Here is a 15284-nt window from a genome sequence, read left to right as displayed (position 1 = left end):
CCCTTTGATCTCCTCATACCTCTGCCGACGTCGGCGTGGCCGCCCCGCCGTTGCCGGGCCACCAGCGCACGGCGACAGATCCGGATGCCCGGGCCGTCACCCGAAGGCGGCACTAAGCATCAAGGGTTGCCCGTAGCGCGGCGAGGGCGGTCTCGATGACGTCGTAGAGCTTGCGGTCGTCGTCGATCTCGAGCCACTCGGTGACCGACACGTACATCAGGGTCGCCGACGTCTCGGCGAGCAGGGCGGCACGGGTCGGATCGAGGCCGCGGGCGCAGAAACCGTCGCGGATCGCGGCGGCCAGCGCGGCCCGCTTCTGCAGCTCGCGCTCGCGCAGGCCGGCATCGGTCGCGACGATGGCGCGCCACTGCCGGACGGTGTCTTTACGACCCTCGAACCGGGCCTCGGCGACGGCGCGCAGGCCGTCGAGGATGATGGTCAGCGGGCTGGCATCGGCGGGAGCCTCGGTGACGAGTTGCTCGGCGTATGCGGGCAGCTCGGCCTCGTCGGCGAAGAGCACCTCGCGTTTGTCGGCGAAGTGCCGGAAGAACGTGCGCGTTGTCAGGCCGGCCCGCGCGGTGATCATCGGCACCGTGGTCGCGGTGAAGCCCTGTTCGGCGAAGAGCTCGAGGGCAGCCTGCCGCAGCCGCTCGCGCGCGTCGGCTTGCCATCGGGCCATCCCTGAATCCTACTCGTGATGACACGTCATGCCATCAGCAGTACAGTGATGACACGGCGTGTCGTCACCGGACGCTCGCCACACCAGGGCGGAGCCGTGTCATGACAGTTGTGTGGATTCTTGGCGGGACCGGCCGCAGCGCGGGGGCGATCGCTGCCGAACTGCACCACCGGGGCATCAGGCCGGTTCTGGTCGGGCGCGACGCCGGACGGCTGATGGCCGCGGCGAACGGCTTGCCGACGGTGGTGGCCGGATCCGTCGGCGAGACCGCGGACGCGATCCGGCGGGAACGGCCGACGGTGGTCGTGAACACGATCGGGCCGTTCACCGAGACCGCCGCGTCGCTGCTGGACGCGTGCCTGCCGTCCAGCGACTACCTCGACCTGGCGAACGACCTCGCCGCGGTGTCGGCGACCCTCGGCCGCGGCGACGATTTCGCGGCCGCCGGGCGCGCCGCCGTGACCGGTGCCGGCTTCGGCGTGACGGCCACCGAGAGCGTCGTGGCGAAGCTGTGCGAAGGGCGGCCGATCCCGCAGCGGGTCCGAGTCGACATGGTGCCCTCGCTGACCGTCGAGGCCGGCCTCGTTGGCGACGCGCTCGCGGGCACCCTCGTGGAGGGCCTGCCCGGGTTTGAGGGCGGCAGGAGGTTCCAGGGCCGGCGGTACCAAAATGGCCGACTCGTGCCCGACAAGCTCGCCGGCGACCCGATCCGGCTCGTCCTGCCCGACGGTTCGACCGTCACCACGGCGAGCATGCCACTCGGCGAACTGATGGCCGCCCAGCGGGCCAGCGGTGCCGCAAACGTGGTCTCCGCCTCCAGCGAGGCCCCGGCGTCGCCGGTCGTACGCGCGGTCCTCCCGGCGGCCACCGCCCTGCTGAACATCGCCCCGATGCGCGCCTTCGCACGCCGGAGGCTGGCCGCGGTCCGGTTCAAAGCGGCACCCAAACCGCGGGAGCACTCGTGGGGCCACGCCGTCATCGAGTGGGCCGACGGCAGCATGCGCGAGGGCTGGCTGCGCGTCGGCGAAGCCCAGGCATGGACGGGCACGGTGCCCGCCGAAATCGTCCGGCGGCTGCTCGACGGAGAGGGCAAGCCCGGTGCCTACACCCCGGCCGCGCTGTTCGGCCCTACCCTGGCCGAGTCGTGCGGCGGCGAGTACCAGATCCTCGGCGACAGTTCGGCAGTTCGCCCCTGATCGCGATCCCTCACCCGTTGCCACCTGAGTCCGGCCACTCACGAGCCCGACCAGCGGCGTGAGCGAGTGTCGCGAGCCGAACATTCCACGCGTCACGCAGCCGATCGAGCCCGAACCCGTTCCGCGCGAACCTGGTCCCAGGACGGGGAAACACCCCGCGGAACACACTTCGGAGGCTGGACGACATGAGCGACTGCTACGACTACTCGTACGACTGCAACGACTCGTACGACTACGACTGCCGCCCGCGTCGCCGCCACCACAAGAAGCGCCACTACAACGACTGCTGGGACTACAGCTACTGCAGCTGAGCACGGTAGACAACGAGGAGGCCCGGAGCACCCCGCTCCGGGCCGCTTCGTGCTGTGTCCAGCCTCCCGAGGGCAGTCCGAGCGTCGCCGCGCGCTGCCGCTCCCACTCGTCGTCGCGGGCATCGCACCACAGCAACCGGGTCGCCGGTTCGTGGGCGCAGTAGCCCACCGCCTGCAACACCTCCACCGATCCGCATCGTTGCCGCTCATCACGGGGAAGTTGCGCCGGTCGTGGGCCAGCGGACCGGGCGGCGACGGTCGCGCGCGTGACGGCCCGGGACCACCGAAGGATGCCGGTTACGCCCCGAGGAATTTGAGCACGGCCAGCACCCGGCGGTGGTCGGTGTCGGTGGGTGGCAGATCGAGCTTGGTGAAGATGTTGCTCACGTATTTCTCGACCGCGCTGTTGCTGACCTTCAGCACCTTGGTGATGCCGTTGTTGGAGCGGCCCTCGGCCATCAGCCGCATCACGTCGTGCTCACGTGGGGTGAGGCTCACGAGTGGGTCGTCGCGGCGGCGCACGAGCAACTGGGCGACCACCTCGGGGTCGAGGGCGGTGCCGCCCGCAGCGACCCGGCGCAGCGCGTCGAGGAAGTCCGACACCTGGGCCACGCGGTCCTTCAGCAGGTATCCCACGCCGCTCGTGTCGACCGAGAGCAGGTCGGTGGCGTAGGTTTCCTCCACGTATTGGGAGAGCACACACAACGCTATCCTCGGGTATTGCCTGCGGATGACGAGCGCGGCGCGGATGCCCTCGTCGGTGTGGGTCGGAGGCATCCGGACGTCGACCACGACGACGTCGGGCCGGTGCTCGTCGACCGCGGCCAACAACTGGTCGGCGTCGGGCACCGCGGCGACCACCTCGAAGCCGCCGTCGGTGAGCAGCTTGGTCAGACCGGCCCGCAGCAGGACGGAATCTTCGGCTAGCACTACTCGCATGGGACGTCCAACGTAACGGTCGTAGGCCCGCCGGGCGGACTCACCACAGTGATACTCCCGTCGACGGCCGCCGCCCGCTGCGCCAACCCGCGCAGGCCGGTGCCGGTGCCGGCGCCGTCGATCGATGCGCCGCCGTGTCCGTCGTCGGTCACCGTGAGGATCAACCGGTCGTCGACGCGCTCCGCCACGACATCGGCTCGGCTCGCCTTCGCGTGCTTGGCGACGTTCGTCAACGCCTCGGACACGGCGAAGTAGGCGATCGCCTCGATGCTCGGCGAACAGCGCTGCGCGACCTCCACCCGGAGTTTCACCGGCAGCGGTGCCCGGGCGGCAACGCCGGAGAGCGCCGCGGCGAGCCCGCGGTGGTTGAGCACGGCCGGATGGAGGCCGCGGACGAAGTCACCCAGTTCGGAAAGTGCGGCCGTGGCCTCGTCGTGTGCCGTAGCGATGACCTCGACGATCTCCGGTGGCTGGTCGGCGAAGGCGAGGCGGGCCATGCCGAGATTCATCGCCAGCGAGACGAGGCGCTGCTGGACGCCGTCGTGGAGGTCGCGTTCGATCCGCCTGCGCTCGGCGTCGGCCGCGTTGACCAAGTCGGCTCGGCTGCGCGCGAGCGACTCGACGCGCTCCGCGAGTTCGTCGGCCCGACCGGGACCGAGCAGCTGTCGAGCCAGGACCGTGTCCGCCGCCGCGACGCCGCGTGCGACCCACGGTGCGGCGAACAGCAACGCCGTGGCGGCACCGAACCACAGGACGTACCAGGTGCCGGACACCCGCCCACCCCAGAGCGCCGCGAGCAGGAGCGCCGACCAGCACAGCACGACAGCGATGCCGCCGAGACCACCCAACAGCGGGGCAAGCAGGTGGTAGGTGAGCTGCCGCCAGTTCGAGCCGGTGGTCCACGTCCGAAGGACCCGCTGCCACCCCGCGCCGGCCGGGTCGTGCCTCGGCGCGGCGATGCCGACTCCGAGCAGGGCCCGGAACCGCTCCCGTTGGAGCCCGCCGAAGAACCGCGCGCACGGTAGCAAGGCCAGCGGGCCGAGGACGGCCGTCGCCAGATACACCACCGGAAGCAGCGGGTTGCCGATCGGCCCGTCGACCAGGCTGTAGACGGCGGCCCACCACAACACACCCAAGAACCACAGCGCGCCACCCGTCGTCACGCCGAGGAACATCCCGGCCACCGCGTGGAACGTCGCCCGCCAGGTGCGTGGTGCCACCAGCGGACTGACGAACCGCACGCCGGGCATGCGTCCACCGTAGGCATCCGAGCCTCGACCGGCCATCAGGCGCTCCCACCTTCCGGGGTGGGGAAAACCCCACGTCGGCGAGGCCGGTCGCCCCACTGACGGCGCGGCCATGCACGGGCAGCGTGTTCCCCAGACACACACGAAGGAGCGAACACGGTGATCGAGGCACGGCAGTTGACGAAACGGTACGGTGACCAGCTCGCCGTCGATGGGCTGAGCTTCACCGTCCGTCCCGGCGTGGTGACCGGCTTCCTCGGCCCGAACGGCGCCGGCAAGTCGACCACGATGCGGATGATCCTCGGGTTGGACGCGCCGACGAGCGGCTCGGTGCTGGTGAACGGCAAACCCTACCGAGAACACCGCGCACCGCTGCACGAGGCCGGCGCGCTGCTGGAGGCACGCTCGATCCACCCGGGCCGCAGCGCGTTCCACCACTTGCTCGCGCTGGCCCAGACGAACGGGATCCGGCGCTCGCGCGTCGACGAGGTCATCGACGCGGTCGGACTGTCCGATGTGGCACGGCGGCGGGCCGGCAAATTCTCGCTCGGCATGAGCCAGCGGCTCGGCATCGCCACGGCCCTGCTCGGCGACCCCCGCACGATCATCCTCGACGAGCCGCTCAACGGCCTCGACACGGAAGGCATCCGCTGGGTGCGCGCCCTGCTGGGGAGCCTGGCCGCCGAAGGTCGCACGGTCTTCGTCTCCTCGCACCTCATGAACGAGATGGCGCTCACCGCACAGCACCTCGTCGTCATCGGGAACGGCCGCCTGATCGCCGACACCGGCATGGCGGATTTTCTTCGGACCCGGGGGCGCAGCGTCGTGCGGGTGCGCACCACCGACCCGGACGCGCTCGTCGCCCGGCTCCGCGCTGAGGACGTCGAGGTGTCGTCCGGCCCGGATGCGGCGCTGACCGTGTCCGGACTGACCACCGACCAGATCGGCCTCGCCGCCGGTACGGCCGGCATCACCCTGCTCGAGCTCACGGCACAGCCGGTCTCGCTGGAAGAGGCCTTCATCGATCTGACCCGCGACGCGGTCGAGTACCGGGCACACACTGTGGGGGCGTCATCGTGACCAGCATCGTTCTGCCCGCCTACCGGGCCAAGCAGCAGGTCGGTCAGGTGCGCGTCGTTCACTCGGAATGGACGAAGCTGCGTTCGCTGCCGTCCACGATTTGGTGCCTGCTGACCACCGTCGTGCTGGTGGTCGGCGTGGGCCTCGCCTACGCCACGCTGCGCGTCGCCCGCCCGCCCGCGGATCCGTCCGCATTCGACGCCACCGCGATCAGCCTCGCCGGCGTGCAGCTGGCCCAGTTCGCGATCGGTGTGTTGGGCGTGCTGTTCGTCACCGGCGAGTACGCGACCGGGTCGATCCGGGTCAGTCTGGCCGCCGTGCCCCGCCGCCTGCCTCTCCTGTGGGGAAAGGCGATCGCGTTCGCGCTCAGCACCGCCGTGGTCTGCGTCCCGGCCGTCCTGGCCGCGTTCGTTGCCGGCCAGTCGATCCTGTCCGGCCAGCACCTCGACGCGGGCCTCGGCGATCCCGGCGTGTTGCGCGCCGTGCTCGGCAGCGCGCTGTTCCTCACGGCGGTAGGTCTGCTCGGCCTCGGACTGGGTGCTCTGATCCGCAACACCGCTGGCGGGATCTCGGCGCTGTTCGGTCTGATGTTCGCCCCGCAGCTCGTGCTCGGGCTGCTCCCGAACTCGGTGTCGGACAGCTCCTACCGGTATCTGCCGACCCCGGCGGGCGCGGCGGTCAGCCAGATCCACCAGGATCCGCTCGCGCTGACCCCGTGGACCGGCTTCGGTCTGTTCTGCCTCTACACCGCGATCTTCCTCGGACTTGCCGCGTGGCGGTTGCGCCGCAGCGACGTCTGACCCTCCCGTACCGGAGACCTTGATGAACACACGACGCACCTCGATCCTCGGCGCCGCACTGGTCGCCTCGGCCGTATTCGCCATTACTCCCATCGCGTACGCCGGCACCGACGCCCCCGACGCCGGGCTCACGCGGTTCCACCATCAACGCGTCGAGTGGAAGTCCTGCCAGCACGGCACCGACGACACCGAGGGCCGCGCGCTGGACGAAGCCGGCGTGCAGTGCGCGGACATCCGAGTGCCACTCGACTACACCCGGCCGCGCGGGCGCACGATTACGGTCGCCGTTGCCCGCAGCAAAGCCACCGACACTGCCAGGTATGCCGGGCCGCTCATCTTCAACCTGGGCGGCCCGGCCAACCCGGTGCTGTCCACTGTGCCGCTGGCCCGCCAAGGGATGGGCGCGACCGGAGCGAAATTCGACATCATCGGCATGGACATCCGCTTCTCCGGCCGCAGTTCTCCGATCGACTGCGGCTGGCCGGCCAGCTGGCTGCCGCGCTCCGCCGGCACCGACCGCGAAAGCTTCAACCGGATGGTCGCGCTGTCCAAGGACCTCGCCCGCCGGTGCGGCCGGACCAACGCCGACGTTCTGCCGTTCGCGACGACCGCGAACGCCGCCCGCGACATGGACGTCATCCGGGCCGCGCTCGGCGCACCGAAGCTGTCGTTCCTCGGCTACTCGCAGGGAAGTTACCTCGGCGCCCAGTACATCCAGCAGTTCCCGCAACAGGCCGGCCGGATCGTGCTCGACAGCGTTATCGACCCCGACCGCCCCGGCGTCACCATCCTGAGCGACCGCACCGTGGCCCTCCGCCGCGAGGTAGCCCTACGACAGTGGGCGCAACTGGCCGCCCAGCACGACGACCAACTCCACCTCGGCTCGACGCCGGAGAGGGTGCTGGCCACCGTGCAGCGGGTCTATCAGGCCGCCGCGCGCAAGCCGCTCCACGTAGGCCCCTACCTGGTCGACGACACCGTCATCCCGGGCGTGATCGTCAACCTGCTCATCGACGACAGTGAGGACAACGCCCTCGAGCTCGCCGCCACGGTTCGCGTCTTCGAGCAGGCGGCCGACACCGGCAGCGCCGAACCGACCGAGGCGCTCGCGACCACCCTCGCCGGCCAGCTCACCGGTCGGAACTCGGTCGAGCGCAGCGCCGCGACCGCCGTACAATGCGGCGATACCACGACGACCCGCGACGTGGAGACGACCTGGCGCGACGTCGAGGCGGCTCGTGCCACGGCACCCCTGTTCGGCCCGCTCGGCAGCAACATCACCCCGTGTACGTTCTGGCCGAACCCGCCGCAGCAACACCCGATCCGGATCCGCAACGGCGTGCCGGCGCTGGTCGTCCAAGCCGCTGGTGAAGTCAACGCCATCCTCGAGATGGGCCAGGCCATGCACCGCGACCTCAGCGGCTCCCGCATGATCACCCTGGCCGGCGCCCGCGACCACGGCATCTACCTCTTCCGTGGCTCCAACTGCGTCGACCTCGCCGTCAACGCCTACCTCGCCACCGGCAACCTTCCCACGGCCGACCTCACCTGCACCGAGTAGCACATGATCAGTCCACCGAGGACGCGGCGGCGGCCGATTCGGGCCGCCGCCCGCGGGGCGGCCCGATCCGCACGAGGTAGCCGACTTGCGTGGCGCGCTCGCCGGGTTCCTCAGCAGGTTCCGGGCCTGCCGGGTGGCCCAGACCCGTCGGTGCGAGCGGTGACGCCGAGCCGGTGCGCGGTGCGGGTGCCAACCTCGATCGCGAAGAACGACGCCCCTCCGGACCACTTCAGCGCCGTTTCAGGTCCGCTTCAGCGACTGGTGGGATTCTCTCCCGCGCAAACCTTCACCCTTCGAGTCACGGACCGAATTGCATCAGTCAGCAGGTTCGTTCCGCACGACAGAATCGGTGACAACCGGAGAGAGGTAACCGCGAATGAGGTCGAAAGTTCTTGGCCGTCTCGGCCTAGCTGTGACTACGATCGCGATCGGCATCTCGGTAGCATTCGCAAGCCCCGCCGAAGCGCAGCCGGTGAGCTGCAATACACTGCAGGCGCTGTCGGACAATGCCTACCAGAACCAGCAGTATTTCTTCGGACTCTACAATTTCTACTTCAACGAAGGCTACATCGAGGCCGCGTACGGCAGCTACGACGACTACCAGTACTGGACCGCCCAGTGGAACCGGATAGGGAGGAACCTCGCCAGCGCCGGCTGCCTCCTGTCAGGCTGAGACCGGCGTACGTGTCGCGGCGGCTCAGCGGTTCGAATCCTTCACCCGCACACGCCGGGAGAACGGCCCGACCACGGCATCCTGACCGCATTCGAGGCCGCGAGCGTCCGCGCAGCGCGAGGCCGACCGGTGATGAACCACCGCGCGACACCTCGACGCTGCGCCGGTGAACGTCAGGACGTGCGAGGCGGCACCGCAAGAGCAGGACGGTCAGGCTGAGCGGAAGAACGCCGGTGGGCCGGACTCGCCGCACCGACCGACCAGGTCGGAACCGCTGCTCGTCGGGCCGGTCCGGGCAGCCTCGGCTTTGGCTGACCGAGCGAATCCGAACCCGAACCCGAACCCGTCAAACTCAGCATCCTGGCCACCGTCAGGAAGTGAATTCGGCGGTGATCGCGCCGATGTTCGCGAACTCAGCGTGAACCGACATTCCCTCGGTCACCGAAATGGATGCGTGGAGCGCGCCGGCCAGCACGAGATCACCCGGCCGCAACGAGACTCCGAACTCGGCCAACTTATTGGCGAGCCAGACCACCCCGCGAATCGGGTTCCCGAGCACGGCAGCTCCGGCTGCCGTCGATACGACCTCGCCGTTGATGGTGAGGATCATTCCGATGGTGCGAAGATCAATACCCGCGATCGGCGTCACGACTTCACCGCGAACAACCTTCGCGCAAGATGCGTTATCGGCGATCGTGTCGGTCAAACCGATCTTCCACGCGCTGATGCGGCTGTCGATCACCTCGATCACAGGAAGCGCGCCCGCGATCGCTTCGAGCGCGGCAGCTTCCGTAACACCTGGTCCGCGCAGTTCGCGTTCCATGAGGAAAGCCACTTCCGCCTCGACCCGCGGCTGGATCAGGTCAGACACAGGGATCGGCTGGCCGTCGTCGACGAGCATGTCGGCGAAAAGGACCCCGTAGTCGGGCTCGTCGACGCCGAGTTGTTCCTGCATGGCTACGGAGGTCAGGCCGACCTTCTGACCGACGATGACACCGCCGTCCCGCAGGCGACGAGAGACATTCAGCTGCTGGATGCGGTACGAGTCCGCGACGCTCAGCCCCGGGAGTTGCTCTGACAACGGTTGGATGGTGAGGCGGGTCAGCTCCGCATCGTGAAGTTGCGCTGCAAGGTCCTCGAGGCTCGGGGACTCCGACGCTTGGCCGGTGTCAACGCTGACGGTCTTCAACTCAGCGACCACGGACATCGCCTTGCACCGGACGGACCGGTGCAGGTCGTCGGCGAAAAATTCGTTCTCGTCTGCCAAATCGTCGAACGTAAGGATCGCAGTATGGGTGGACGGTTCAGACGACTCCGGAAAGCCTCGATTCTCGCTGATCGAGACGTCCTTCACGGCGGGGATGGTGGCGAAACTCTGGATACCTTTCAGGACCTCCTCCACCTCCGCTTGCGGCGAGTCCTTCCGGAACCAGAAGAACATCAGGTGGTGAATCACTACGTACTCCTTGCCCAGGTTGAGTTCCGACGGGTGCCCGCTCAGGCCACCCACTCCTTGAGGCGACGCACCAGCTCACCGGGGTCGTCACCGACAGGGGTCACCTGGAGGTTGGTCACGCCCGATTCACGGAAGGCCTCGATCCGTTCCTTGACGTAGGACGCCGGGCCGACGAGGTTGACCCGTTCCAGCAGGTCGAGCGGTACGGCGGCCTCGGCCTCCTGCTTCTTGCCGTCGAGGTAGAGCTCCTGGATCCGCCGGGCCTCGTCCTCGTAGCCGTACTGACGAACGAGGTCGTTGTAGTAGTTCTTGCCCCGACTGCCCATGCCGCCGATGTAGAGGGCGAACATCGGACGGATGAGGTCGAGGACGCCCTTCACGTCTTCTCCGATGGCCACCACGCCACCGGCCACGATCTCCAGCGGCGCGAGATCCGCGGGGCGCGCGGCCGTGCCGGCGGCGAGCGCGTCGCCCCATGTCTGAGCGGCGTCCTCGGGCGAGTAGAGGAACGGCAGCCAGCCGTCGGCGTACGCGGCGGCGCCCTCGACCGACTTCGGGCCCAGGGCGGCGAGATAGATCGGGACCGAGGGACGCGGCGGCCTGCTCATCAGCTTGAGCGGCCGGCCGAGGCTCCCGGGGAGCGGCACCTGGAAGGACGGGCCGTCGTGCTCGACCGGCTCACGGCGCAGGGCGGCGCGCACGATCTCCACGACCTCCTTGGTCCGCCCGACGGGCCGGGCGTAGGGCACACCGTGCCAGCCCTCGACGACCTGCGGTCCGGAGGAACCCAGGCCGATGACGGCGCGGCCGCCGGAGACGCTGTCGAGGCCCGCTGCGGTCTGGGCGAGCAGGGACGGCGTGCGGGAGTAGACGTTGAGGATCGCCGACCCGATCTCGACGGTCGAGGTGCGCGCCGCGAGGTAGCCCATCAGCGTCGGGGAGTCGAAGCCGTAGCCCTCCCCGACCCAGACCATGTCGAGCCCGGCGGCTTCGAACGCTGCGACCTGCTCGGCGGCCGCCCGCGGATCGCCGCCGAAGGTCAGCATGGTCGACAGCCTCACGACCGGGCCGCCTTCGGCGCGGGAGCCGCGGAGTCGAAACTGGCACCCATCCCGACGCTGGCGCCTCCGTCGACCGGGGTCACCGTGCCGGTCACGAACCTCGATCCCGGTGAGACCAGCGTGGCGACGAGGTCCGCGAACTCCCGGGGTGCGCCGATGCGTCCCAGCGGCGCCGTGCTCCCCAGCCGCTCCTTGGACAGCTCGGGCTGACGCTCGATGGTCTTGGCGAGCAGCGACGTGTCGAAGAAGCCGGCCAGCAGCGTGTTGACGCTGATGTTCTGCGCACCGACCTCGAGTGCGAGGGTCTGCGCGTAGCCGATCACCGCCGACCACACCGCCGTCGGCGCGGCCATGCCGACCGCGGGACGCCGGGCGACCGCCGACACGACGTTGAGGATGCTGCCGCCCTCGGCCGTCATGTGCGGCAGCGTGGCCCGCACAGACCTGACGACGTAGAAGAAGTGCCGTTCGAAGGCCTGCAGCCAGACCTCGTCGGTGAGCTCGGAGATCCGCCGGATCGGCGGTCCGCCGTCGTTGGTCACCAGCACGTGGACGGCGTCCCCGAACCGCTCCAGCGTCGAGGCGGTCACCCCTTCCAGATCCGCAGCGCTCGAGCAGTCGGCGGCCAGGCCGAGGACCCGCTTCTCGCCGTATCTCTCGGCGAGCTGCCTCTGGGCCGCGGCGACCTTCTCCGCGCGCCGGGCGAAGAAGGCGACGTGGGCGCCCTCGGCCAGGAGACGCTCGGCGATCGCGAAGCCGAGCCCGTCGCTACCGCCACCGACGATGGCGACCTTGCCGGTCAGTCCCAGGTCCATCACGCCACCCCGATCTCGGCGAGGAAGGCTTCGGCATTGCCCGTGAAGACGTCGTCGAGGACGTCAGCGGGATAGCCCTGCTCGCGCCACTCGGCGACCAGCCGCTCGTGGCTGAGCATCGGGTAGTCGGCGCCGAAGAAGACACGCTTGCGCAGCCGCTTCCCGATTTCACGCTTGAGCTCGTCGGGGAAGTAGCGCGGGGACCAACCGTGGAGCTCCATCCAGACGTTCCCCTTGTGCAGGGCCGTCGCGATCATCTCCGACTGCCAGGGCCAGGCCACCCGGCCCGCGATCACGTTGAGGTCCGGGTGGCGCGCGGCCACCCGATCGACGTATCGCGGGTGGCTGCCCTCCAGGGTGATGCCCATGCCGCCGCGGATGCCGGCGCCGGTCGCCGACATCCCGACGTGCATCAGTACGGGACGGCCGGCCTCGCGGCACAGGTTCAGGCAGGCCTCCCAGCCCGGCTCGTCCGGCGTGCCGGCCGGTGTGAACGAGTGCACCGCCAGTCCGATCAGCCCGGGTCCGTCGCTGAGGCAGCGCTCCAGCTCCTTGACGTGGGCCGGCTGCGTGGGATCGATGCCGATCCAGTGGCCGAGGACGACGTCGGGGTGCCGTCGCGCGAAGTCGAAGGCGTAGTCGTGTTGCTCCCGGACGGCGCCGACCTCCAACGTGTAAGTGAAGGCGAAGTCCAGCATCACCCGGGCGTTCGCCGTACGGAACTGCTCGGCCTGCTCCTCGTCGCTGACGAAGCTCATGCCCCACTTGAAGTAGCCCCGCAGCGCTTCGCGGTCCGCCGCGGTCTCATACGGACTGCCTCGCCACCCTCGTTCGGTGCCCCAGTGGGAGTGGAAGTCGATCAGCCGGGGGGACGTGTCTGTGCTCAATGCTGAGCGCCTTTCCTCAATGCTGCGGGTTCGACGGGTCAGTGGACGTTGCGCGTCGAGTCGCGCCAATAGGGAGCCCGCAGTGACTTCTTGTCGACCTTCCCGACCGCCGTCTGGGGCAGCGAGTCGACGACCACGACCTCCTTGGGCGCGTACATCGATCCCTTGACCTGCTTGACGAAGGCCTGGAGCGCGGGCCGGTCGATCTCCTGCCCCGAGCGGGCCACCACGAATGCGGTGACGATCTCGCCCCACCGCTCGTCGGGTACGCCGATGACCGCGGCCGAGCTCACCGACGGATGGGCGGTCAGGGCCGCCTCGACCTCGCTGGCGTAGATGTTGAAGCCGCCGGAGATGATCATGTCTTTCTTGCGGTCCACGATGTAGAGCAGACCCTCGTCATCCTGGCGAGCGACGTCGCCGCTGTGGAGCCAGCCGTTCTTGAGTGCCTCGTCGGTCTGTTCGGGCAGGTTCCGATAGCCGAGCATGACGCCGCGGTTGCGCATGACGATCTCGCCGACCTCGCCCACGGGCACGTCGTGGCCGCCGTCGTCGACCAGCCGGATGCGGTTGCCGAGAACCGGCCGGCCGCAGGACCCGAGCCGCTCGAGGTCAGCGGTCTCGTGAGCGGCCTTGGACAGCACGGTCCCGATGCCGGTCGACTCGGTCTGACCGTAGATCTGGGAGAAGACCGGCCCGATGCGCTCGCGCGCCTCGGCCAGTCGCACCGGCGACATCGGCCCGGTGGCGTACCAGATCACCTCGAGGCTCGACAGGTCCCTGGTCTCCGGCCGGGTGTGGTCGAGCAGCGCGTAGATCATCGTCGGCATCCCGGTGAGGCAGTTGATGCGCTCCGCCTCGATCACGTCGAGGAAGCGGCTGGGCTCGAAGCCCTGCTCGACGACGACCGTCCCGCCGCGCAGCAGGGTCGGGACGACGCTGAGCACGGTGGCGTGGGTGAGCGGAGCCGCGGCCAGGAAGCGCGGCACATGCGGCAGCTCGAAATCCACCAGGTGCGAGAGCGCCATCTGCGCCATCGCCCGGTGCGGCAGCATCACGCCCTTGGGCCGACCGGTCGTGCCGCCGGTGTACTGCAGCCACGCGACGTCGGACTCGGTGGCCGGCCCGGCATCGAGCGCTCGTGCGGCGTAGGACTCGCCCTCGGGCAGGCCCCCGTCGGTCGGCACCACCAGCAGATGGCGCAACGAGTCGACCTGGTCGAGGACCTGCCGGCCGTGCTCCTCGAGAGATGCCGACACCACGAGCACGGCTGCCTCTGCGTCCTCGCAGACCACGATGTGGTCCTGGACCGAGGACAGGGCCTGGAGTCCCGTGAAGCGACCTCCGAGGAGGTACGTCGCAGCCTGCACGATCCAGGACTCGGGCGTGTTCGGGCTGAGCATGGTGACGCCCACCCCCAGGCCGACGCCGCGCCGACCGAGCGCACCCATGTACTGCGAGACCAGGTCCCGCACCTGGGCGTAGGTCAGTCGCCGGTCGCCGGCGACGAACGCCTCCGACGAGCTGTGCCGCGTCAGCGACTGGACGACGAGGTCGCTCAGCGTCGCACCGGCCGAGGCCGTGGATGCCGGCGAAGAGCTCTGGGTGGTGGCAGAGGGAGTCACCCCGTCAGCGTGGGCTCCCGCACGATCGCGCTGCCACCGATGTTCCGCCAGGAACTACCGCTGCCCCGCCAACCTCTCACCCAGGGGACCTGCGGGAGGACCGAACCGACGAGCGATAGCCCCCGGGTGTCTGACCGACCAGCTCGGTGAAGGCGTCGATGAAGCTGCTGGGGTTCGACCAGCCCAGCCGGATCGCCGTGTCGGTGACCGAGGCACCGTCGCTGAGCTCGATCAGCGCCCGTTGGATGCGCAGCAAGGTGCGCCACTGGTGGAAGCTCATCGACAGCTCGCTGCCGAACAGTCGGCTCAGGGTGCGTTCGCTGGCGCCGGCGCGGTGGCCCAGCTCGGCCAGGGTCGCCGGGCTTGCCGGGTCCACGTGGAGCAGGTCGGTGACCGCCTTGAGGCGCCGGTCGCTCGGCTCCGGGAGGCGCAGCGGCTCCTGTGCGGCGCGGGCGAGTTCGGCGAGGACGACGTCGATCAGCAGCCGCGCACGGGGGCTCTCCAGCGGCTCGCCCTCGCTCATCAGCGCCAGATAGGCCTCGCGCAGCAACGCGCTCGCCACGAAGACCGACGGCTCGGCCGGCAGCTGTCCGGTCAGCGTCACGGGCAGCGACAGCACCCGGATGTCCGTCTCGCCGTACGCCTTGCTGCTGTGCACCGCGAACGGCGGCACCCACATGATCCGGCTGGCCGGCGCCACCCACGTGCCCACCTGGGTCGCTGTCACCAGGGCCCCACGCGCGGCGTAGCGGAGCTGGCCGTAGTCGTGGAAGTGCGCGGCCACGTCGGCGCCATGGGCCAGCGGCGCCGACAACGGCGCATCGTCGGTGCAGAAGGCCGGCTCGCCGCTGAGGTCGGACACGCGATCGAGGCTACCCGCCACTGGCGGGTTATCGGAAGAACCCGGCGCGATACCGCTGGTGCGCCTGGCGCCGCGCCGGCGACGGCCGAGGC

Annotated in this window: 15 protein-coding genes; 6 read left to right on the top strand and 9 right to left on the bottom strand. The window is 69.6% G+C overall.

Going from position 1 to position 15284, the window contains the following annotated elements; genetic code table 11:
• Nucleotides 1-112 precede the first annotated feature (112 nt).
• Nucleotides 113-679 carry a TetR/AcrR family transcriptional regulator gene (locus ACIBZJ_RS34960; protein WP_395937420.1) on the bottom strand — a complete coding sequence of 189 codons (567 nt, stop codon included), beginning with the start codon at nucleotides 677-679 and terminating at the stop codon, nucleotides 113-115.
• A 101-nt stretch (nucleotides 680-780) separates the two neighbouring features.
• Between ACIBZJ_RS34960 and ACIBZJ_RS34955 the strand changes: the two genes are divergently transcribed.
• Both ACIBZJ_RS34955 and ACIBZJ_RS34950 read left to right on the top strand, forming a co-directional pair.
• A complete protein-coding gene (locus ACIBZJ_RS34955) occupies nucleotides 781-1875 on the top strand; it encodes a hypothetical protein (protein ID WP_395937418.1) in 1095 nt (364 codons plus the stop codon).
• Nucleotides 1876-2060: 185 nt separating this feature from the next.
• Nucleotides 2061-2186 (top strand): hypothetical protein, encoded by a 126-nt coding sequence (locus ACIBZJ_RS34950; protein ID WP_395937416.1) that lies wholly within the window; start codon nucleotides 2061-2063, stop codon nucleotides 2184-2186.
• Between the two features lie 297 nt (nucleotides 2187-2483).
• Here ACIBZJ_RS34950 and ACIBZJ_RS34945 read toward each other — a convergent pair whose 3' ends face one another.
• A complete protein-coding gene (locus tag ACIBZJ_RS34945) occupies nucleotides 2484-3125 on the bottom strand; it encodes a response regulator (protein ID WP_395937414.1) in 642 nt (213 codons plus the stop codon).
• On the bottom strand, nucleotides 3116-4375 hold the full coding sequence (locus ACIBZJ_RS34940; protein WP_395937412.1) for a histidine kinase: 1260 nt from the start codon (nucleotides 4373-4375) through the stop codon (nucleotides 3116-3118). The genes ACIBZJ_RS34945 and ACIBZJ_RS34940 overlap by 10 nt, the downstream gene beginning before the upstream one ends.
• A gap of 156 nt (nucleotides 4376-4531) precedes the next feature.
• Here ACIBZJ_RS34940 and ACIBZJ_RS34935 point away from each other — a divergent pair, with 156 nt between their 5' ends.
• The 4 genes from ACIBZJ_RS34935 (at nucleotide 4532) to ACIBZJ_RS34920 (ending at nucleotide 8486) form a co-directional block, all read left to right on the top strand.
• Nucleotides 4532-5452, top strand: a complete 921-nt coding sequence (locus ACIBZJ_RS34935) for an ATP-binding cassette domain-containing protein (RefSeq protein WP_395937410.1) — start codon at nucleotides 4532-4534, stop codon at nucleotides 5450-5452.
• Nucleotides 5449-6252 carry an ABC transporter permease subunit gene (locus ACIBZJ_RS34930; RefSeq protein WP_395937408.1) on the top strand — a complete coding sequence of 268 codons (804 nt, stop codon included), beginning with the start codon at nucleotides 5449-5451 and terminating at the stop codon, nucleotides 6250-6252. The genes ACIBZJ_RS34935 and ACIBZJ_RS34930 overlap by 4 nt, the downstream gene beginning before the upstream one ends.
• 22 nt (nucleotides 6253-6274) lie before the next feature.
• A complete protein-coding gene (locus ACIBZJ_RS34925; protein WP_395937406.1) occupies nucleotides 6275-7813 on the top strand; it encodes an alpha/beta fold hydrolase in 1539 nt (512 codons plus the stop codon).
• A gap of 412 nt (nucleotides 7814-8225) precedes the next feature.
• The gene (locus ACIBZJ_RS34920; protein WP_395937404.1) at nucleotides 8226-8486 is read left to right on the top strand and encodes a hypothetical protein; all 261 of its coding nucleotides are present in this window, start codon (nucleotides 8226-8228) and stop codon (nucleotides 8484-8486) included.
• Nucleotides 8487-8856: 370 nt separating this feature from the next.
• Here the strand turns inward: ACIBZJ_RS34920 and ACIBZJ_RS34915 are convergent, their stop codons facing one another.
• The 6 genes from ACIBZJ_RS34915 to ACIBZJ_RS34890 all read right to left on the bottom strand — a co-directional run bounded on the left by ACIBZJ_RS34915 (nucleotide 8857) and on the right by ACIBZJ_RS34890 (nucleotide 15192).
• Entirely contained in the window at nucleotides 8857-9942 is a 1086-nt protein-coding gene (locus tag ACIBZJ_RS34915) for a fumarylacetoacetate hydrolase family protein (protein WP_395937402.1), read from the bottom strand.
• 41 nt (nucleotides 9943-9983) lie between these two features.
• Entirely contained in the window at nucleotides 9984-11003 is a 1020-nt protein-coding gene (locus ACIBZJ_RS34910; RefSeq protein WP_395937400.1) for an LLM class F420-dependent oxidoreductase, read from the bottom strand.
• Nucleotides 11000-11818, bottom strand: a complete 819-nt coding sequence (locus ACIBZJ_RS34905; RefSeq protein WP_395937398.1) for an SDR family NAD(P)-dependent oxidoreductase — start codon at nucleotides 11816-11818, stop codon at nucleotides 11000-11002. The genes ACIBZJ_RS34910 and ACIBZJ_RS34905 overlap by 4 nt, the downstream gene beginning before the upstream one ends.
• A complete protein-coding gene (locus ACIBZJ_RS34900) occupies nucleotides 11818-12705 on the bottom strand; it encodes an amidohydrolase family protein (protein WP_395937396.1) in 888 nt (295 codons plus the stop codon). Before ACIBZJ_RS34900 ends, ACIBZJ_RS34905 begins: the two co-directional genes overlap by 1 nt.
• 38 nt (nucleotides 12706-12743) lie before the next feature.
• Entirely contained in the window at nucleotides 12744-14330 is a 1587-nt protein-coding gene (locus ACIBZJ_RS34895; protein ID WP_395937394.1) for an AMP-binding protein, read from the bottom strand.
• Nucleotides 14331-14406: 76 nt separating this feature from the next.
• On the bottom strand, nucleotides 14407-15192 hold the full coding sequence (locus ACIBZJ_RS34890; protein ID WP_395937392.1) for an AraC family transcriptional regulator: 786 nt from the start codon (nucleotides 15190-15192) through the stop codon (nucleotides 14407-14409).
• Between the last annotated feature and the right edge of the window lie 92 nt (nucleotides 15193-15284).

The sequence above is a fragment of the Cryptosporangium sp. NPDC051539 genome (assembly GCF_044454545.1).
Classification (GTDB): domain Bacteria; phylum Actinomycetota; class Actinomycetes; order Mycobacteriales; family Cryptosporangiaceae; genus Cryptosporangium.
This window is presented reverse-complemented; position numbering and strand designations above follow the sequence as displayed.

Excerpts from the sequence above, each read along its gene's own strand:
- ACIBZJ_RS34950 (WP_395937416.1), top strand. The coding sequence starts at position 2,061 with ATGAGCGACTGCTACGACTACTCGTACGACTGCAACGACTCGTACGAC.
- ACIBZJ_RS34945 (WP_395937414.1), bottom strand. The coding sequence starts at position 3,125 with ATGCGAGTAGTGCTAGCCGAAGATTCCGTCCTGCTGCGGGCCGGTCTG.
- ACIBZJ_RS34955 (WP_395937418.1), top strand. The coding sequence starts at position 781 with ATGACAGTTGTGTGGATTCTTGGCGGGACCGGCCGCAGCGCGGGGGCG.
- ACIBZJ_RS34940 (WP_395937412.1), bottom strand. The coding sequence starts at position 4,375 with ATGCCCGGCGTGCGGTTCGTCAGTCCGCTGGTGGCACCACGCACCTGG.
- ACIBZJ_RS34925 (WP_395937406.1), top strand. The coding sequence starts at position 6,275 with ATGAACACACGACGCACCTCGATCCTCGGCGCCGCACTGGTCGCCTCG.
- ACIBZJ_RS34960 (WP_395937420.1), bottom strand. The coding sequence starts at position 679 with ATGGCCCGATGGCAAGCCGACGCGCGCGAGCGGCTGCGGCAGGCTGCC.
- ACIBZJ_RS34905 (WP_395937398.1), bottom strand. The coding sequence starts at position 11,818 with ATGGACCTGGGACTGACCGGCAAGGTCGCCATCGTCGGTGGCGGTAGC.